Source organism: Exiguobacterium sp. USCH10 (genome assembly GCF_037619445.1).
Classification (GTDB): domain Bacteria; phylum Bacillota; class Bacilli; order Exiguobacteriales; family Exiguobacteriaceae; genus Exiguobacterium; species Exiguobacterium aestuarii_A.
Window position 1 is genome coordinate 87,287 of the sequence record NZ_JAQPZO010000001.1, and the last position, 19,850, is coordinate 107,136.

The 19,850-nt window shown below is 46.9% G+C and carries 21 protein-coding genes; 3 read left to right on the forward strand and 18 right to left on the reverse strand.

What is annotated here, in order from left to right:
• The 8 genes from PQI28_RS00480 to prsW form a co-directional block, all read right to left on the reverse strand.
• Entirely contained in the window at positions 1-201 is a 201-nt protein-coding gene (locus tag PQI28_RS00480) for a DUF2768 family protein (RefSeq protein WP_074034636.1), read from the reverse strand.
• Between the two features lie 94 nt (positions 202-295).
• Positions 296-1,321 (reverse strand): NAD(P)H-dependent glycerol-3-phosphate dehydrogenase, encoded by a 1,026-nt coding sequence (locus tag PQI28_RS00485; RefSeq protein ID WP_074034637.1) that lies wholly within the window; start codon positions 1,319-1,321, stop codon positions 296-298.
• Between the two features lie 17 nt (positions 1,322-1,338).
• A complete protein-coding gene (gene der, locus PQI28_RS00490) occupies positions 1,339-2,649 on the reverse strand; it encodes a ribosome biogenesis GTPase Der (RefSeq protein ID WP_214691863.1) in 1,311 nt (436 codons plus the stop codon).
• Positions 2,650-2,787: 138 nt separating this feature from the next.
• Positions 2,788-3,936, reverse strand: coding sequence for a 30S ribosomal protein S1 (gene rpsA / locus PQI28_RS00495; protein WP_214691862.1), 1,149 nt, complete (start codon positions 3,934-3,936; stop codon positions 2,788-2,790).
• A gap of 156 nt (positions 3,937-4,092) precedes the next feature.
• Entirely contained in the window at positions 4,093-4,716 is a 624-nt protein-coding gene (locus tag PQI28_RS00500) for a lysophospholipid acyltransferase family protein (protein WP_337873716.1), read from the reverse strand.
• The gene (cmk, locus tag PQI28_RS00505) at positions 4,713-5,387 is read right to left on the reverse strand and encodes a (d)CMP kinase (protein ID WP_224860722.1); all 675 of its coding nucleotides are present in this window, start codon (positions 5,385-5,387) and stop codon (positions 4,713-4,715) included. The genes PQI28_RS00500 and cmk overlap by 4 nt, the downstream gene beginning before the upstream one ends.
• Before the next feature lie 74 nt (positions 5,388-5,461).
• Positions 5,462-6,127 (reverse strand): flagellar brake protein, encoded by a 666-nt coding sequence (locus PQI28_RS00510; protein ID WP_224860720.1) that lies wholly within the window; start codon positions 6,125-6,127, stop codon positions 5,462-5,464.
• A gap of 14 nt (positions 6,128-6,141) precedes the next feature.
• Positions 6,142-6,798: a glutamic-type intramembrane protease PrsW gene (prsW, locus tag PQI28_RS00515; RefSeq protein ID WP_074034642.1), complete on the reverse strand. Its 657-nt coding sequence runs from the start codon at positions 6,796-6,798 to the stop codon at positions 6,142-6,144.
• Positions 6,799-6,905: 107 nt separating this feature from the next.
• Between prsW and PQI28_RS00520 the strand changes: the two genes are divergently transcribed.
• Entirely contained in the window at positions 6,906-7,877 is a 972-nt protein-coding gene (locus PQI28_RS00520) for an asparaginase (RefSeq protein ID WP_214745390.1), read from the forward strand.
• 51 nt (positions 7,878-7,928) lie between these two features.
• On the forward strand, positions 7,929-8,909 hold the full coding sequence (locus tag PQI28_RS00525; RefSeq protein ID WP_339962318.1) for a YpdA family putative bacillithiol disulfide reductase: 981 nt from the start codon (positions 7,929-7,931) through the stop codon (positions 8,907-8,909).
• A gap of 38 nt (positions 8,910-8,947) precedes the next feature.
• Here the strand turns inward: PQI28_RS00525 and PQI28_RS00530 are convergent, their stop codons facing one another.
• From PQI28_RS00530 to PQI28_RS00560, 7 genes are all read right to left on the reverse strand, one after another.
• A complete protein-coding gene (locus tag PQI28_RS00530) occupies positions 8,948-10,216 on the reverse strand; it encodes a Glu/Leu/Phe/Val family dehydrogenase (protein ID WP_015881453.1) in 1,269 nt (422 codons plus the stop codon).
• 146 nt (positions 10,217-10,362) lie between these two features.
• Entirely contained in the window at positions 10,363-11,289 is a 927-nt protein-coding gene (locus PQI28_RS00535) for a D-alanine--D-alanine ligase (RefSeq protein WP_339962319.1), read from the reverse strand.
• Between the two features lie 97 nt (positions 11,290-11,386).
• Positions 11,387-11,965: an adaptor protein MecA gene (locus PQI28_RS00540; protein ID WP_074034646.1), complete on the reverse strand. Its 579-nt coding sequence runs from the start codon at positions 11,963-11,965 to the stop codon at positions 11,387-11,389.
• 60 nt (positions 11,966-12,025) lie between these two features.
• Positions 12,026-12,889 carry a MerR family transcriptional regulator gene (locus PQI28_RS00545; protein WP_214783692.1) on the reverse strand — a complete coding sequence of 288 codons (864 nt, stop codon included), beginning with the start codon at positions 12,887-12,889 and terminating at the stop codon, positions 12,026-12,028.
• A 128-nt stretch (positions 12,890-13,017) separates the two neighbouring features.
• Complete coding sequence (locus PQI28_RS00550; protein ID WP_074034648.1) at positions 13,018-13,218, reverse strand: hypothetical protein; 201 nt, start codon at positions 13,216-13,218, stop codon at positions 13,018-13,020.
• A gap of 41 nt (positions 13,219-13,259) precedes the next feature.
• The gene (locus PQI28_RS00555; protein ID WP_339962320.1) at positions 13,260-14,687 is read right to left on the reverse strand and encodes a RecQ family ATP-dependent DNA helicase; all 1,428 of its coding nucleotides are present in this window, start codon (positions 14,685-14,687) and stop codon (positions 13,260-13,262) included.
• Positions 14,671-15,693, reverse strand: coding sequence for a helix-turn-helix domain-containing protein (locus tag PQI28_RS00560; RefSeq protein ID WP_339962321.1), 1,023 nt, complete (start codon positions 15,691-15,693; stop codon positions 14,671-14,673). Before PQI28_RS00560 ends, PQI28_RS00555 begins: the two co-directional genes overlap by 17 nt.
• A 142-nt stretch (positions 15,694-15,835) precedes the next feature.
• Here PQI28_RS00560 and PQI28_RS00565 point away from each other — a divergent pair, with 142 nt between their 5' ends.
• Entirely contained in the window at positions 15,836-16,084 is a 249-nt protein-coding gene (locus tag PQI28_RS00565) for a ferredoxin (RefSeq protein WP_074034651.1), read from the forward strand.
• Positions 16,085-16,244: 160 nt separating this feature from the next.
• On the opposite strand, the gene PQI28_RS00570 is transcribed toward PQI28_RS00565, so the two are convergent.
• Genes PQI28_RS00570 through PQI28_RS00580 form a run of 3 tightly spaced genes read right to left on the reverse strand, consistent with a single transcriptional unit; the run spans position 16,245 to position 19,788 of the window.
• Positions 16,245-17,204, reverse strand: a complete 960-nt coding sequence (locus PQI28_RS00570) for an ABC transporter permease (RefSeq protein WP_074034652.1) — start codon at positions 17,202-17,204, stop codon at positions 16,245-16,247.
• Entirely contained in the window at positions 17,201-18,265 is a 1,065-nt protein-coding gene (locus tag PQI28_RS00575; protein WP_339962322.1) for an ABC transporter permease, read from the reverse strand. The genes PQI28_RS00570 and PQI28_RS00575 overlap by 4 nt, the downstream gene beginning before the upstream one ends.
• Positions 18,262-19,788 (reverse strand): ABC transporter ATP-binding protein, encoded by a 1,527-nt coding sequence (locus tag PQI28_RS00580; protein WP_339962323.1) that lies wholly within the window; start codon positions 19,786-19,788, stop codon positions 18,262-18,264. The genes PQI28_RS00575 and PQI28_RS00580 overlap by 4 nt, the downstream gene beginning before the upstream one ends.
• Positions 19,789-19,850 lie beyond the last annotated feature (62 nt).

Below are 19,850 nucleotides of genomic sequence, written 5' to 3' on the forward strand. Positions count from 1 at the left end.
CTATCCTCCCGTCGGTCCTGAGACGACGACAAAAATCATAATAACTGTCCCAAATAAGAAAATGATGAACGCAATCAGGCGCACAAGTGTCGCAAACCATCCGGTCAGTTTCGTGTGACTGATGGCGACCATCAGTGCAGCGATGGCAAAAGCACCAATCCCCGCAAATGAAATCCACATTTTGATGAGTGACGGTGTCACGTCTATCCCCCTACTTTCTCTATGTTCTCCAGACTTCAAGTGTAGCAAAAAAAAGCGAGGAACTGAACGAAAACGTCAGTTCCTCTCCGAAGTATTATTCTTCAAAATGAAATACTTGTTCCATCTCGTGCTTCTGTGGGCGTCTCATAAGTTTTTTCACTTCATCATGAGGGCTCTTCCCTTCAAATAGCACGTTATAGAGCGCTTCCGTGATCGGCATTTCGACCCCAGCTTCTTTCGCGAGCGAGTGTGCCGCTTCACAGGCACGGACACCTTCGACGACCATTCCCATGTTTCCAAGAACGTCCTCGAGCTTTTCACCGCGTCCGATTGCATTGCCGGCCCGCCAATTTCGGCTATGTTGCGACGTCGCCGTCACAATCAAATCCCCGATTCCTGTCAATCCAGAGAAAGAGGCCGGATTTGCTCCGAGCTTCACTCCAAGTCGAGCAATTTCCACAATCCCACGTGTCATGAGGGCAGCTTTTGCATTGTCCCCATAACCAAGTCCATCAGTCATACCTGCAGCAAGGGCGATAATATTTTTAAGCGCCCCACCGTACTCAGCACCGACGACATCCGAGTTCAAATAGACACGGAATTGATCGTTTGTAAGCAGCTCCTGCACTTCGTCAGCGACATCGAGGTCCTCACAAGCAATCGTGATTGTCGTCGGTTTCCGCACTGCAACTTCTTCAGCGTGAGTCGGTCCAGTCAAGACACCGATAGCCCGACGTTTCGACGGATCGATTTCTTCCGCAATGATCTCCGAAAGGCGTTTGTGCGTTTTCGGTTCAATCCCTTTTGCGGCATGAACGATGGTGACCGGTTCCTTCAACATGGTGTTCAACTGTTTCGAGACAGGACGAATCGCCGAGCTTGGGACGACAAGGAAGACGATGTTGCGTCCGTCGAGCGCTTCCTTCAAATCTGTCGTGGCCCGAATCGATTCCGGTAACGGTGCGTCTTTCAAATAAAACGAGTTTGTATGAGACGAATTGATTTCGTCCACATGCTCTTGTTCACGTCCATAGAGCAGGACGTCATGACCATTATCCGCTAATACGAGCGAGATGGCCGTTCCCCAACTTCCCGCTCCAATGACAGCTACATTTGCCATAAGTGGCACCCCCGTTATTAGTTTTTCTGACGAGCCACGATATGAATCGGCGTCCCGGTGAAGTCAAATGCTTTACGAATTTGATTATCTAAATAACGTTTATACGAGAAATGCAACAATTCAGGATCGTTGACGAACAAGACGAACGTCGGCGGCTCGATGGCAACTTGAGTCGCGTAGTTGATCTTCAAACGTTGTCCTTTATCTGTCGGTGTCGGGTTCATCGCGACCGCATCGACGATGACATCGTTCAATACGCTCGTCGAAATCCGACGACGATGTGTTTCTGCCACTTGCTTGATGACAGGCAACAATGTTTGCAACCGTTTCGACGTAAGTGCCGACAAGAAGACAATCGGTGCATAATCAAGGAACAAGAATTCTTTGCGAATTTCCTCTTCCATCTTCTTCATCGTCTTATCATCTTTTTCGACTGCATCCCACTTGTTGACGACGATGACAATCGCCTTCCCGGCTTCATGGGCGAGACCTGCAACACGTTTGTCTTGTTCGATGATTCCTTCTTCACCATCGAGGACGACGAGGACGACGTTTGAGCGTTCAATCGCCTTTTGCGCGCGCATGACGCTGTAACGTTCTGTCGATTCGTATACTTTTCCGCGTTTGCGCATACCAGCCGTATCGATGATGACATACTCTTGTCCGTCACGTGTGAACGGTGTATCGATCGCATCGCGAGTCGTTCCAGCGATGTTTGACACGATGACACGATCTTCACCAAGGATCGAGTTCGTCAAACTAGACTTCCCGACGTTCGGACGACCAATCAACGAGAACTGAATGACGTCTTCGTTATATTCAAATTCATCCTTTTCAGGAGCAAGTTCGAACACTTGGTCCAACAAGTCACCAAGTCCTAAGCCATGTGTACCCGAAATCGGGAACGGATCGCCGAATCCTAGTGAATAGAACTCATACATGAGATCTCTCATTTCAAAGTTATCCACTTTGTTGACGGCAAGGACAATCGGTTTGTTCGAACGGAACAACAAGTTCGCTACTTCTTCATCGGCTGCTGTGATGCCTTCGCGACCGTTCACCATGAAGATAATGACATCCGCCTCATCGATGGCAAGTTCAGCCTGATGACGCATTTGTACGAGCAACGGCTCGTCTCCTACTTCGATCCCACCTGTATCAATCAAATGGAACTTACGGTTGAGCCACTCTCCTGTACCATAAATACGGTCACGTGTGACACCTGGTTTATCATCGACGATTGAGACACGATCTCCGATGATGCGGTTAAAAATTGTGGATTTCCCGATATTCGGGCGGCCAACGATGGCCACTGCTGGAATTCCCATAACAACACCTCACTAATCTTTCTATCAAAATTTCATCATTTCAACATTTCGAAACGCAACTTACCTATCATATCACAGGCAAAATTAAGTGACCATACAAAAAGAAGCGGGAGCATGACTCCCGCTTGAACGATCATCTTATTTAGAGTCGTCCGAAGATTCATCACCTGTCAATTCAGAGACAGAGAATCCTCCTTGGTCGCTGTATTCGTCAAGTAACGCTTGATCATCATCTTGACGAGTCGGTTCAGATGATTCGAGTGCACGCATCGACAATGAGATTTTCTTATCATCGAGATGAACGTCTAATACTTTAACTTTCACTTCTTGGCCTTCTGATAACACTTCAGATGGCGTTGCAATGTGACGGTTCGCGATTTGCGAGATATGAAGGAGACCTTCCACTTGTGGTGCGACCTCGACGAAAGCACCGAACGTCACGAGACGTTTGACAGTTCCTTCGATCACATCACCCGGTTGAATTTTCCCTTCAATCGTTTCCCACGGACCTGGTTGTGTCTCTTTAATTGAGAGTTTCACTTTTTCATTATCCAAGTCGAGACCAAGGACTTTCACTTTGACGCGGTCGCCTTCTGTTACGACATCGCTCGGCTTCTCAACACGGCTGTGCGCCATTTCTGAGATATGGACGAGACCGTCCACACCGCCGATATCAACGAACGCACCGAAGTCCGTCAAACGTTGAACCGTTCCTTCGATCACTTGACCGACTTCGAGCGATTCAAGCGTCTCTGATTTCTTGGCACTCATTTCTGCTTCGACAACTGCTTTATGTGACAAGATGACGCGATTTTTTTCGCGATCAATCTCGACGACTTTTACGGTAATTGGTTTGTTTAAATAAGACGAGAAGTCTTCGACAAAGTGACTTTCGACAAGAGATGCCGGGATAAATCCACGGATTCCGATATCGACGACAAGACCACCTTTGACCTTATCTTTCACCATCACTTCAAACACTTCGCCCGATTCGAATTTCTCGACAATTCGATCCCATGCTGCTTCAGCATCGACGTCTTTTTTCGAAACGACCACTTCTTCGTCCGTGACTTTTTTAACTTTGACACGAATCTCGTCGTTCACTTGGAGTGATTCGTTTAAATCGTCTAGATGCATGCTTGATACTTCGCTAATTGGCAAAATCGCTTCGGTTTTATAACCGATATCGATCAGCGCTTGCTTGTCCTCGATTTTGACAACTGTTCCGGTCACAATTTGACCACGATTAATTTCAAAATCAGGCATATCTTTCATTTCTTCGACCATTCCAACACTACCCCCTCACGATGAGTACAAAAAGGAGCGCCCTGAGGCGCTTACACCTAGTATAAATCTCTTATAATTCCGAGAATTTGTCAAGGCGTTATGAAGATTGTACCTCTATTGAAAGAAGTTTAAACCTCAATTCCTCAAACCCTATATTTACTTCGTGAATGAATGTTTCAAATAGAGGTCGGCAATTGTATCCATGATTAAGTCAGCCGCCTCTTGTGCGTTTGCCTTACGTTCCTTCAAAAGAGCCAAATCAATCGGCTTTCCAATGACGACACGCAATTTCGCACGAAACTTATATCTACCGATGATGGCAATCGGTAAAATGTGCGCGTCTGAACGCATCGCAAAGAAACCAACCCCGGCTTGCGCCTTTCCTAACGTCCCATCTTTTGAACGTGTACCTTCAGGGAAGATCGAGATAACTTCATCTTCTTTTAACTTTTGCAGAACGACACGTAGCGCCTGGCGATCACCTTCCCCACGCGATACAGGAATTTGTCCCGCACGGTTCAAAATATGCTTCAATACAGGAACGCTGAAAAGCTCTTTTTTCGCAAAGAACCGTAATGGACGTTCTTTCGGAATCGCACATGCGAGGAGGACTGGGTCCCAGTTTGATTGGTGGTTCGAACAGACGAGAATCGATCCATCTTTTGGGACATGTTCGCGTCCGATGAATTCGACGCGAAACGATGCGAGTTGAATGATGTTCACGACGGCCCTAGCCATCCGATACATTCCAAACGGACCATTGTTCAACGGTTTACTCATGCTTTCACCTCTTCAATTAATCGTTCAATCGCCGAGACGACCCCATCAATCGACAACGTCGTCGTATCGAGATAATGAGCATCTTCAGCTTGACGGAGAGGCGCGACCTCGCGCTCTGAATCACGTTTGTCACGAAGAGCAATTTCTTCCTTCAATCGCTCGTAATCACTCGGGATTCCTTTTGACACATTTTCATCATGACGACGGCGTGCCCGTTCTTCGACCGAGGCAGTCATAAACACTTTCAAATCTGCGTTCGGTAACACATGCGTGCCGATATCGCGCCCATCCATGACGACACCGCCATGCTTCGCCAAATCACGCTGTAAATCCATCAAGGCATCCCGTACTTCCGATTGACGGGCGACAAAACTCACATTATTCGTCACTTCACTAGAACGAATGACATCTGTCACTTCTTGTTCGCCATCGAATACACGTTGCCCTTCTTCAGATGGCACGAGACGAATCGACATGTTCTCGATCATCTTCGCGAGTGCGGGACCATCTTCAAGATTTATCTTCTCGTTTAAAGCACGATATGTGACTGCTCGATAAATCGCACCTGTGTCTATATAGACATACCCCAATTGTTTCGCCAACGACTTGGCGATTGTACTTTTCCCGGCACCAGCCGGTCCATCTAAAGCAATTTGTAACGATTTTTTCATACAAAACGGGTATCGAGTGTGCCCGATACCCTCCTCCTCTCGGTCTATAATCCCGAGAACATCATAACAGTTTTTTATCTTGAAGAAAATACAGACCCTGTCCGCTTACGCGCTTCAAGTTGAACGCGGAAACAGTATCGTAAAATCGTCTCCTGATCACGAGGGGTCAAATCTTCGAATGCCAAAGAAAGCTCTTGTTTCACTTCTTGTTTATGTATACGTACTAAACGACTCTTCACACGAAAGAGTTGCGGCGCACCCTGCTCATCTTCAATTCGGAACACGACGATGAGCGATTCGTTTACTTCAACGGGCACACGGTTCGCAATAATTTTCATACCGCCTGCCGATACGTCAAGCGACGTCGTTTCGAACGATTCGAAGTCTGCTCCATCTGCCGCAACAACTGTCACATCAATCATTTCAGGGACGCGCAAATATTCACGTCGTTGAATTCGTTTGATTTTCTTCTCATCCGGCATCTTGAAAGCATAGCGAATCGTCATCTGCGCATCACTGATTCGTTTCGCGACTTTCGTATCAAATGCGAACAATTGGTTATCCCCTTTGAAAAAGTAAACACGCATCTCTTCTTCTTCATGTAAGAAGAAGGTTTTAAGCGTCGTCGTGTCACTTGGTGATTCAATCCAAACGATTTGATCCACAATGGCCGCAATCTTTGTTTTCCCCTCATTCCGTCCTTCTACTTCGATTCGTAATTCTTGTCCTTCTTTCAGCATACGCATGTTCCCCTTTATTTAAATTGACGACGATTGGACAGATTGGCTGCTCGTACAAGCAGAAGTGCAACCATCCATAAAATGACGATATAGAGCACGGCCGGCAACTTATGATTCGGTTCTAAAATCAAGATCAAATCAAACGTCCCGTGGATGACCGTTGCAGAAAAGACTGCCATAAACAGCCACACCCGCTCACGTGCCGAATGTTTGGCACGCCCCAAGCAATAGCCCATGACAACCGCAAACAATGCATGGCCGCTCACCGGTAAAATGGCGCGCCAAATCGCAATTTCTAATGAATCGTACACCCATAAGTATAAAAAATTCTCTAACGTCGCAAAGCCTAATGAGCAGGCGACCGCATAGAGAATCCCGTCGTAGTAATCATCAAAGACTTTATGTATATATATTGTATAATAAATCATAAACCACTTAAAAAACTCTTCGAGTAAGGCAGTGGTGACATATGCCTGCCAAAACGGACCAGTCAGCACCCCTTCTTCAACGAACGCATATTGGATAAACATGATCGGGAAAACGAGAACGGCCCCGGCCACGAAAGAACGAATCACATATCCGAGCGGTTCTGCTTCCAATTCATGGCGAAGATAGAAGTAGGAAAGAAGGGCAAGCCCTGGTGCCACCGCAGACAAGGCGATTGCGATCATGACGCATCTCTCCTTTCTCTCATTAGCATACACTGAATTGTCTGAAAGAAAAAGTGTGTAACGCCTAGAAAATGGAAATATCCATAAAAATAATTAGGAGGTCATTTATGAATCATTTATTACTTATTCACACAGGCGGTACAATCGCCATGTCCCAATCCGGTACAGGACACGTCGAACCGAGCGATGTGAATCCAATCGACGCTACACTTCCGAAGGCGACGGACATCGCCCACATTACGACAAAGCATTTCTCAAATATCCCGTCTCCACATATGACACCCGATAAAATGCTTGAACTGGCTCAATTTATTCAGCATGAGTTGACGCAGGACACGTATGACGGAGTCGTGATCACACATGGAACAGATACGCTTGAAGAAACGGCTTACTTCTTGCAGATTACGCTCGGTGCGCCTGTACCAATCGTCTTGACAGGAGCGATGCGTTCCTCGAATGAAGTCGGTTCAGACGGTGAATTCAATTTAATTACCGCTCTTCGGGTCGCAAAGAGTGAATCGGCTCGCGGAAAAGGCGTACTCGTCGTATTTAACGGAGAGATACACTCGGCCTTCAACGTCACAAAAACACATACGTCATCCGTCGATACGTTCAAGTCAGTTCATTTCGGAAACGTGGGTATGGTCACAAAGGATCACGTACTCATCTATAGTCAACCGGCAACGAGACAGCCTAAAATGATTCCGTCCATCTCAAAACGGGTAGCTGTGTTAAAAGTCGTTGCGGGAATGGAGCCTGATTTGCTCGAATCGGTGATGGAACTTGGATACGACGGACTCGTCCTCGAAGTGTTAGGGCAAGGAAACGTCCCACCGACACTATTGCCGGCGCTTGAACGTTTGGTCGAGGAAATTCCCGTCGTGATTGTCAGCCGTTGCTTTAACGGAATCGTCCAAGACGTATACGGGTATGCAGGTGGTGGGAAACAATTGAAAGAGATGGGGATCATTTTCTCGAACGGGCTAAATTCGCAAAAAGCTCGCCTGCGTTTACTCGTGGAACTCGAATCCGGTTCTTCTCAATCCGTGATGGAGCATAGCTTTAGCTTCCAGCAATAACCTTGCGCTTCCGCATTCCCTTCCCTACAATGAGCAAAGAGGTGATTTTCAGTGAATAAACAAGCGATTATTGTGGGTGCTGGACCATGTGGTCTATCAGCGGCCATCGAGTTAGAGAAGATTGGGGTTTCTTGTACGGTAATTGAACGAGGAAATATCGTTGATGCAATCTATCGATATCCGACCCATCAAACGTTCTTTTCATCTGCAAACCTATTAGAGATCGGGGACATCCCGTTTATATGTAAAGATTTAAAGCCACGGCGACAAGATGCACTCGTCTACTATCGGGAAGTCGTCACCCGTACCGGATTGAACGTCCATCCGTTCGAGACCGTGGAATCAGTCGAGAAAATCGACGATCGGTTCGTCGTGACGTCTAGACACGAGCGTCGTGGGGAAATCGTTCGCGAGGCGGATTATGTGATTTTAGCCACAGGATATTATGGACGTCCTCGCATGCTCGATGTGCCTGGTGAAGAGTTACCACATGTCCACCATTATTTCCACGAAGCCCATCCGTACTATCGACAACACGTCACCATCATCGGTGGAAAGAACTCTGCAGTCGATGCGGCAATCGAACTCGAAAAGGCTGGAGCATATGTAACAGTGCTTTATCGCGGTGACTCCTACAGTCCTTCCGTGAAGCCATGGGTTCTCCCTAACTTCGACTCACTCGTCCGACATGAAAAAGTTCGAATGGAATTTGAGGCGACAATCGATCGCATTACCGAAGATGGTGTCTATTATCACCAACATGGGGAAAAGAAGCATGTGTATGCCGATCACGTCCTCGCGATGACAGGGTATCAACCAGACCATCACCTTTTTGAAAATGCGGGAATCACGATCGATCATGAGAGCGGTGTTCCGACGTTTGATGAGGAAACGTTCGAAACGAATGTCGAGCATTTGTTCATCGCTGGCGTTGTCGCTGCCGGCAACGATGCGAATAAGATTTTTATCGAGAACGGTCGCTTCCATGGAAAAGCCATCGCAGACACGATCGCAAATCGTATTCAAGTATAAAAAAGTTCGGTCAACACGCGTTGACCGAACTTTTTGATTTAAACCCAACCGCGGAAACGTGACGCTTCCGCCATCTTACGTACACCGACCATATAGGCAGCGAGACGCATATCGACTTTGCGGGCTGAAGATGTGTTGTAAACAGTGTTGAACGAATGAACGAGTACTTTTTCAAGTTTTTCCTCGACCTCTTCTTCCGTCCAGTAGTAACCTTGGTTGTTTTGTACCCATTCGAAGTAAGAAACCGTGACCCCACCACTTGATGCCAATACGTCTGGCACGAGGAGAATTCCGCGCTCCGTCAAAATTTTCGTCGCTTCGTTCGTCGTCGGTCCGTTCGCCGCTTCCACTACGATGGAAGCTTTAATGGCATCGGCGTTATCTTCCGTGATTTGATTCTCGATAGCAGCTGGCACGAGAATGTCACAGTCAAGTTCTAACATCTCTTTATTCGAGATTGTGTTTTTGAAGAGCGTCGAAATCGTACCGAATGAATCACGACGGTCTAACAAGTACGGGATATCTAAGCCATTCTCGTCATGGATCGCACCGTAAGCGTCACTGACCGCAATCACTTTTGCTCCGGCATCGTACATGAATTTCGAAAGGAAGCTACCCGCGTTCCCGAATCCTTGAACAACGACACGGGCACCCTTCAGTTCGATGCCACGGCGGAGTGCCGCTTCTCGAATCATGATGGCTACACCTTTCGCAGTCGCAGTTTCACGACCGTGCGAACCGCCAAGTACAAGCGGTTTACCTGTAATAAAACCTGGTGAGTTGAATTCATCGATTCGGCTATACTCATCCATCATCCATGCCATGATTTGCGAGTTCGTGAACACGTCCGGAGCAGGGATATCTTTTGTCGGTCCTACAATTTGGCTAATGGCACGCACATAACCACGGCTTAATCGTTCGATTTCACGGAAACTCATTTCACGTGGGTCACAGACGATTCCGCCTTTCCCCCCACCGTATGGCAAGTCAACAATCCCCGCCTTTAAACTCATCCATACAGATAATGCTTTGACTTCTACTTCAGTTACGCTCGGGTGGAACCGAATTCCCCCTTTTGTCGGTCCGACCGCATCGTTATGTTGAGCGCGATAACCCGTAAAGATTTTTGTCGAGCCGTCATCCATGCGAACTGGGATCCGAACGGTCAGCATGCGAAGCGGTTCTTTCAATAACTCGTACATCTCATCTGGATAGCCGAGTTTATCTAAAGCTTCGTGAATTACCTCTTGTGTCGATTCCAAGATGTTTTTTCGTTTTTGATGACCTTTTTCTTGATCCGTAATCATGAAGGTTTCCTCCCCTAAATTGTCAATTCTCCCCCAAGAATTAACCTCGTATTCGTTTAAAAGTATAGCTGATACACGCTCAATTTGAAAGGGTTTTACAAAAATAATGAAAGCGTTTTCTTGAAGTGTGGAATGATCCAGATGTCTTACTTCGACTCGCGTTCGAGTGCTAGCTCCATAAAGCGTTCTAAAAGCTCGCCATACGAGATTCCGACTGTTTTCGCACTGTCCGGGAAGAGACTCAACGGCGTCATTCCAGGCAGCGTGTTCGTTTCTAAAATATACGCTTCACCCGATTCCGATACGAGGAAATCTGAACGTGAGTACCCTGAGCAACCGAGCGCACGGTGAGCCATGACAGCCGCTTGTTGCACTTCCATCGTCAACTCATCCGAGATTTCGGCTGGACAAACATGAATCGAACCACCTTCTGTATACTTCGACTCGTAGTCGTAAAACTCATTTTTTGGAATGATTTCAATAACAGGAAGTGCTTCTTCTTTCCCGAAGTTTCCGATGACCGGTACCGTCAATTCTTTTCCTTTAATGTACTGCTCGACTAATACTGCTGAATCACATGAAAATGCTCGATTAATTCCCGCACGTAACATCGACTCGTCCATCGCAATTGTCAAACCGTTCGAAGAACCTTCTTGTGCAGGCTTGACGACACACGGAAACTCATTTCCCCACTCAGCTACTTTCGCATCAATCGAATCCACAGATTCAATTAACACGTCGCGCGCCACACGGATGCCTGATGCTGCGAAGATGATTTTCGCTCGTGCCTTATCCATCGCAAGAGCAGATGCTAGGACACCTGACCCCGTGTAAGGGATTCCCGCCATTTCAAGCAACGATTGGACGCGACCATCTTCGCCATATTTCCCGTGTAATGCGCTGACGACGACATCGACTTCTAACGTCAATAACTCGTTCGCGCGTTCTGGATGAAAATCGATTGCCGTGACCTCATGGCCACGCTCCGTCAATGCCTCAATCATCCCTTGTCCACTTGTGAGGGATACCTCACGTTCTCCTGACACTCCACCATACAATACAGCGACCTTCATTCCAATCTCTCCTTCAACTAACTACTGAAAATTCATGTCTAATCATAACACGGACATATCAAAAACAATAGAAACAGAAAAGTAAAAAAAGCCGTACTTATGCGAATGCATCGTACAGCTCTTTCACAGCCTGTTCAGTTTGAATCGTTTTTCCATATTCCATCATGACGTACGGACTGACCGTAGTCGTTTTACCATATTCGGACAAAATGGCAGCGAGACGTTCTTCCACTTTCTCGGGTAGCACTTCCACGAAGTGGAGATAGTACCGTCCCTCATAGTGATAAAGTGCTCCACCCTGCTCAGTTTCATGTATATGTGGAAACAGTTGAATCGACGCGTTAATCACATCTTCGATATCATCAAACTGATAAATCAAATGATGAATGACATCAATTGTGAGTCGAATCTCAACTTGCTCGACATCAAGCTCTGCTATGGCCTCACCTTTTTGAACATCGATGACGAGACCATCGCGTGGAAACATCGTCACATTCAAATCGACCGCTCCTTGCGGAGAAAACCCGTATTCACTCTCTGCTGTTTCAAGTAATTCTTTCCACAGCTGTTGACCGTTTTCCCCCACGATCGTATCGATAGCGATCCCACGTAACGAAAGCTCATTCGCAGTCACATATACACGAAGATGTTCTTTTGTTTGTTTTTCAAATCTCAATCGAAAACCTCCAGTGAATATTCAATCCTACTAATAAGCTACTCCCGTTTTAATCCCGTGTCAAATAGTTGATAACCATTTCGTCCACTCTTCTGGCGTATCACCAAGAAATGCATCATCGAACCGACTCCGTTCGAGGCTGACCGCGTATCCACCCGCCCCAATCTTTAATGTAGGGTGCTCTTCTTGAATATAATGCATCGCCTCTAACAAGTTCGGGATATGGTCCGTTAACGTGCATGCGAAAATAAGGCAAGATGTGTCGATGTCGTGCAGCGCCTTGCTTAAATCTTCTTTCGGGAAGCCCGCTCCTAAAAAGATGACGTCGTACCCATGTTGGCGCAAATAAAGTGTGACAAACAACAATCCGATTTCATGCATCTCACCCGGTGCACAGACACAAGTGACTCGTGGAAGAAACGGGTTCATCGGCATTTGAAGTGACAACGTAGAGAGACGTGCCCGTAAAAACGCCGTGGCGAAGTGCTCATGAGCAATCGTAATCGTTCCTTGCTCCCACTTTGAACCAATATCCATCAGTAACGGTCCAATGATATCTTTTGTCACCTTTTCAAAACTGAACGTATTGAACGCACGATTGATTAGATCATGCGAGGTTCGCTCATCAAAAGAAAGCAACGCCTGAAGCAGAGCATCCTTCAACTCTTCATCGTAAAGCTTCGCAGACGTCGGTTCTGGTTCAGGAGCTTGGTGGAGTTGTTGAATGGCTTGAGAGACCGTCAATCCTTCTTTTTGCTTGTCTACCACCCACTTAATTTTCTCGACATCTTGATCTGAATACAGGCGGTGACCTGATTCGGTCCGGCTCGGTACGATAAATTGATATCGCCGTTCCCAAGCCCGAATGGTCGTTGGATTGACACCGGTCAACGTCGCCACGGTTTTAATGGAGTATTTCGGCATCTCCGCCCTCCTCTCTTATTCGTTCTATGATATAAGTATATCCTCAATTGAAAAGGTTTACCCCTTTTATTGTGCAATCGAGTATTTTCCCAAAATAAAAAAAGGCACGGACCATGTCCGCACCCTTCTTAGAAAATGGCATCTCGCCCGATATATATGAAAATGAGAATAATCGCTAACATGGCGAAGGTTAGAGTCATCGCCAACGGGCGCTTCATCAAGTTATCGTTCAACTTCCTCTTCCGTTCATGCTCTTGCCTCTCCGATCGAGACGGCAACGTGTCCGCCAACTGCTCGCGCAAAGAATCTGCCTGATTCCGATGTCGCAACGTATGCCCTCCTTTACCTTTTTTATCATTTTACTATGATATTATTCAAAGGAAAAGATTTGCGTCAACCGTATTTTCCATTCTGTCACATTTTTTCGAACGATTTGCGGTGTCTCAGGGAACTCAATCGTCCCACACACATCACAACATTCCTCTTGGTCGATTGTCGGCTCCGAAAAATAACGGAGTAAATAATCACGTCGGCACGTTCGGATAAGTGCATAATCCATCATCTGTCCGAGTTGACGATAGCGATCACGTTTTCTTTCTTTTACCCAATCGAGCGCCTCTTGAAGCGAGCGTTCAGACAGCATCTGCTTTAAAAGAAGGAATTTCGGGTCTTCTTCGTTCATCCTCAATAAGCGGGGTAATTGCGAAAGTGTCGTGCCATTTTCACACTCAAAGTATGCTAGGCGAATCTCTTCGTCTTTTGGATATTGACCATCAATCAAAAATTGTTGAATGCGTTCATCTCCATCCGCATAGAGGAGGACAGCAAACGCCGGCTCTCCATCACGACCCGCTCGTCCAATCTCCTGCATATACGCTTCCACCGTTGCAGGGATTTGATAGTGAATGACAGAACGAACGTTGTCTTTGTTCACGCCCATCCCGAATGCACTCGTACACACCATGACCGACACTTCATTCCGTAAAAATTGAGATTGGACGAGTCGTCGGTCTTCCGTTGACATGCCGCCGTGATAAAATAACGCGTCGTCTAGTTCAAATGCCAACGCTTCCGCTTCTCGACGTGTCGCCGTATAGACGACTGCCGGTTTTGGAACGTCTCTCACCAATTCTTTTAGCCGTTCGAGTTTCTTCTCTTTTTCAAGTCGTTCGACCATCAAGCGAATTTCTGGTCGATTCGCGGAATGCACGAACTGCTCCGGTGAAAAGAGTGCCAACTTCTCAATGATATCTTGCTTCACGCTCTCAGGAGCCGTCGCTGTGACGGCCATACATTGAGGACTCCCGATTTGTTTGCGTAGTTCGCCTAAGCGCGCATATTCTGGTCTAAACTCATGACCCCATTGTGAGATACAGTGCGCCTCGTCAATGACGAGCATTTGAATCTTCACGTTTGAGAGTGCGCGTGTAACGTACGGAACGGCCAACTGTTCGGGGGAGAGATATAAAAATCGATAACGTTTCAAGTGATTGATGATTTCTTGTTTTTCTTCAGAAGACTCCATCGACGTCAAACGTGCGACACCACGTTCTCCCCGCTCTCGGATATGGAGCATTTGGTCTTCTATTAAAGAGAGGAGAGGTGAGACGATGACGGTCAATCCCCCATTTTTGATGTACGAAGGGAGTTGAAACGTCAACGATTTCCCTGCCCCTGTCGGCATGACGGCTAATACATCTTGCCCTTCTACAACGGAATGGATGATTTCATGCTGTCCAGGACGAAATGAATCATATCCGAACACGCGTTTCAATGTCGATTCATACAAATGTCTCACCTCGTTTCAACCTTGCGAACACAAGGCGTATTTGAAAGTAACTCACGTTGCCCATCTTTTCGAAGATAGGTTTCAAAGCCCAGCTCTCTGGGTCTCGCAGCTTCTCGATGGTGATGATATCGTCGCTCGGCACAAATTGATCGAGGGGAAAGGTGTCTAAATACATTGCCATCTCCACCACATGATCCTCGATCGTACTCGTTCGTAGTCGTCGGCGAGACTGAACTTGTTGAAACGAATATCCTTTGAGAAAGAGATCATACGACTCACGTGCCGAAAAGGTCATTCGCTCAGTCGACAACCCATACGTGAAACCCCGAAGCTTCGCCTCTTTTGGTAACACAGTTAACAGTTCATTCCATCCTGCTAAAAAATAAAGGCGAGCCGTCTCCGCGTCGACATCAAGAAGACTGGCGATTTGTTCATAGGTCAGACCGGTCTCAAAGGCTCCCGTAAATCGATAGACGACCGCTGTCGCATATGGATCTCCAATGATGTCAAGCGCGGCCTCGATTTCATGATGGAATGTTTGCATAAGGATTTTCCAATCTCGATCGATCTGTAACAACTGTTTGACCCACTGTTCCGCGGGTCGATCGGCTTGAACGGGATAAAACGTCCTCTTATGTTCCCTAGACATGAATGTCTGGACAAAGAGACTCAAACGTTTCCACGTCGTCGCATTATAATCACGGCGCTCTCCCCCTAAACGATTGAATAAATCTTTAACCGTTTCAGGTGAAGACAATAGGTTTCCCGCTTCTGTCAGTTTAAATTGTTTGCGGTCCAACCATCCCCGCTTTTCAAATCCTTTTAATAAAGACTCATATGAGTACGTTGTTTGAGGAAATTGACCAAAAACAGGCTCTAGCTCATAAAAGAACGCGTCTTGTAACGTCGTGGCCGAGCGCTTTCCGTTCAAGACATGGAACAGGCTACGTTCACTCCGTTCCCCGTTTAATCGCTTAATGGCCAGCAGTAAAACTCCATCTGCTAAATGAACCAAGTCGTCACATCCTTAAAAAAATCATTATCCTACCAAAAAGACACTCGTTTCCTCATTGAAATAATTGGGTATGTAGACTACAATTACTCGTAGACAGTAGATTGATTTCTAAGAGAAACGAACCGTTTGGAGGGTTATTATCATGGCAAAATTTACTATCGTCGATAAAGATACATGTATCGCATGCGGAGCTTGTGGCGCAGCAGCACCAGATATTTACGATTACGATGATGAAGGTCTCGCATTCAACTTGATGGATGACAACACAGGTACTGTGGAAATCCCTGACGAGTTGTACGAAGACATGATGGATGCATTCGAAGGGTGCCCGACCGATTCAATCAAAGTGGCAGACGAATCGTTCGATGGCGATGCATTGAAGTACGAATAAACTTGGAAAGACATATTGGTCAAATGACCGATATGTCTTTTTTTGATCCGCTTCTCCGTTCCATTCTAATCATGACAGCTCTAGCCAAGTATAACAAAAAAGGTTGTTCGGCTTAAGCACCAAACAACCTTTTCATAATGGACATATGTCCTATTCCGGATTAACGTTTTCCTTTAATATATGGAATACCGACCGACTTCGGTGCATCCGCACGACCGACGAGTCCAGCGAGCGCTAGAATCGTGAGGGCATAAGGTGCAATCAAAAGTAATAGTTGCGGCACGTTATTGATGACAGGCAAGTTGCTTCCGATAATCGATAGCGCTTGGGCGAACCCAAAGAATAATCCAGCGCCGAGCGCTCCGAGTGGATTCCACTTCCCGAAGATCATTGCGGCAATCGCCAAGAATCCTTGACCGACGATTGTCGTTCCACTGAAGTTCGTCGTAACCGTGACGGCGTATACCGCTCCGGCAAGACCACCAAACGCACCAGAAAGCATGACGCCCATGAAGCGCATTTTTGTAACGTTGATCCCCATCGTGTCAGCGGCCATCGGGTGTTCTCCGACTGAGCGAAGACGTAGTCCGAACGGCGTCTTGAAGATAACGAACCAGACGACAAACGCTAAAGCGATGGCAACGAATGACGTGTATTGCACGTTAATGAAGAACATTTTTAATACAGGAATATCTGATAAAAATGGTACGTTCTCTTTCGCAATACGGTACTCAATAAAGTCAGTTTGACCTTTGTTGTAAAGCACACGCACAACGAAGATGGCGAGACCGATCGCAAGCATGTTGATCGCTACTCCAAGAACCGTTTGGTCTGCACGCCATAGGATGGCAGGGACAGCCAAGAAGAGCGAGAAGAGCGCACCGACTACCATCGCAACGAGCAAGGAGATCCATGGGCTAAATACACCGGCTCCTAAGTCTGTCAACGTGAGCGTCGTGATGATCCCTGTTGCAGCACCGATAATCATAATCCCTTCAAGGGCAATGTTAACGACACCAGAGCGCTCACTAAAAATCCCACCGAGTGCTGCGATAATGAGTGGAGTCGCATAGGCAAGTGCAACCGGTACGACGATATAGAGGACTTCTAAGAAGCTCATTTTTTCTCCACTCCTTTCTTACGATTTCCTTTAAGTTTCTCAACGACATAGTTGATGGCATAACCAGATGCCACAAAGATGACGATTGCTGCGATGATGACTTTAACAAGTTCAGACGGTACGTTCGCACCGAGCTGCATCGCCAATCCACCGATGTTCAATCCAGCAAATAGAATCGCTGCGAGAATGACACCGATCGCTGTGTTGGCACCTAGAAGGGCTACTGCGATCCCGTCAAAACCGACACCTGTAAACGATGCAGAGAGCGTCATACTACCGAACGTCCCGAGACCTTCCATCGCACCGGCGAGACCTGCGAACATCCCTGAGATGACAAACGAAAGGACGATGTTACGGTCAACGCTCATCCCCGCATATTGAGAGGCATGTTTGTTGAAACCGACCGCACGCAACTCATAACCGAGTGTCGTACGCTGAAGAATGTAGTAGTATACAATCGCCGCGAGTACTGCAACGAGGACACCCCAGTGAAGACGTGAGTACGTCGTCAACTCTTGCAACCAAGGTGACGCAAGCGATGCCGATTCATTGATTGAATCAGTACGTTCGTTCGTTACGCCGATGACGCTACGCAAAATCGCATTCGTCGTGTAAAGCGCGATATAGTTCATCATGATGGATGTGATGACTTCGTGAACGTAAAACTTCGCTTTTAAGAATCCAGGAACGAACGCCCAGATCGCTGCCGCGACCATCGCCGCGAGAAGTGCAAGCGGTAAATGGATGAACATCGGCAAATCGAAATTGATCCCTACATACACGGCTGCTACCCATCCGATCAATACTTGACCTTCTACCCCGATGTTGAATAACCCCGTCCGGAATGCGAAGGCAACCGCGAGACCTGAGAAGATAAGTGGTGCTGCTGCTCGTAACGTCTCTCCGACGGCATATGGGCTTCCAAACATCCCTTCAAACAAGGAGATAAAGCCTTGAATCGGGTCGTATCCACCAATCAACATGACGATGGCTCCGACAAGAAGTCCTAAAATGATGGATAGGAATGGAATGAGAAGTTGATTTAAACTTAATTTTTTCATTCTTTGTCGTCCCCTCTCTGACCGCCGGCCATCAAGAAGCCAAGCTCTTGTTCCGTCGTCTCTTTCGGATCACGAATTCCTACGATTTTTCCTTCATAAAGAACGGCGATCCGGTCGGATACGTGTAAAATCTCATCAAGTTCGAACGAAATAAGCAAGACAGCACGGTCCTTTTCACGTTCTTTGACGAGTTGTTCGTGAATAAATTCAATCGCACCGACATCAAGACCACGCGTCGGCTGTGCTGCGATGAGTAAATCAGGTGAACGATCGACCTCACGGGCAATGATTGCTTTCTGTTGGTTACCACCAGAAAGGGCACGCGCCGGAACGTCGATGGATGGAGTTCGGACGTCAAACTTCTCAATCAACGCCTTCGCTTTCTCTGCCACTGCTTTATAATTCATGAGTCCTCGTTTCGAGAATGGTTCTTTATAATAAGTTTGAAGAACCATGTTGTCACGAATCGAGTAGTCAAGGACGAGACCATGTTTATGACGGTCCTGTGGAATGTGTCCGATTCCAGCTTCCGTCATTTTACGCGGTGTATGACCCGTCACGTCTTTTCCGTTGAGCAAAACTTTACCCGACTCCGGTTTTTTGAGCCCAGAGATCGCTTCAATCAGTTCTGTCTGACCGTTGCCGTCGATTCCGGCAATCCCGAGTACTTCTCCAGCACGAATCTGAAGGTCTAATCCTTCGACGACTTTCAAACCACGACTGTCTTTAACGACAAGTCCTTGAACGTCGAGAACGACTTGTTGCGGGTCGGCTTTCGAATACTCTGCATCAAAATTAACCTCTCGTCCGACCATCATTTCAGCAAGACTATCTTCGTTAACTGTCTCATCCACTTCAACGGTACCGATATAACGTCCGCGGCGAATGACCGTGCAACGGTCTGCGACTTGCATAATTTCCTTCAGCTTGTGCGTGATCAAGATGATCGACTTACCTTCAGCAATCAGACGTTTCATAATTTGGATAAGTTCTTGAATCTCTTGTGGTGTCAACACTGCCGTCGGTTCATCGAAGATCAAAATATCCGCCCCACGATAGAGCGTCTTCAAGATTTCTACACGCTGTTGCATGCCGACTGAAATATCTTCAATCTTCGCGTCTGGATCAATCTTAAGTCCATACTGTTCGGAAATATCCATGACCTTTTTACGGGCTGTCGCACGGTCAATTGTCACACCGCTCTTTGGCTCAAGTCCAAGGATGATGTTCTCTGTGACCGTGAACTTTTCAACTAGCATAAAGTGCTGGTGGACCATCCCGATCCCAAGTTCGTTGGCGATGTTCGGGTTTTCAATATCTACTTTCTTTCCGTGTACACGAATCTCCCCGCCTTCAGGCTGATAGAGACCGAATAACACGTTCATGAGCGTCGACTTCCCCGCTCCGTTCTCTCCGAGAAGTGCATGGATTTCTCCTTTGCGCAATTGGAGTGTGATATTGTCGTTCGCAACGAACGTACCGAACTCTTTGCGAATATTTAGCATTTCAATTACATATTCCAAGGAAGTTCACCCCTAACTTTAAGTAAAGGGAGACCACATGGGTCCCCCCTTCACTCAAATGA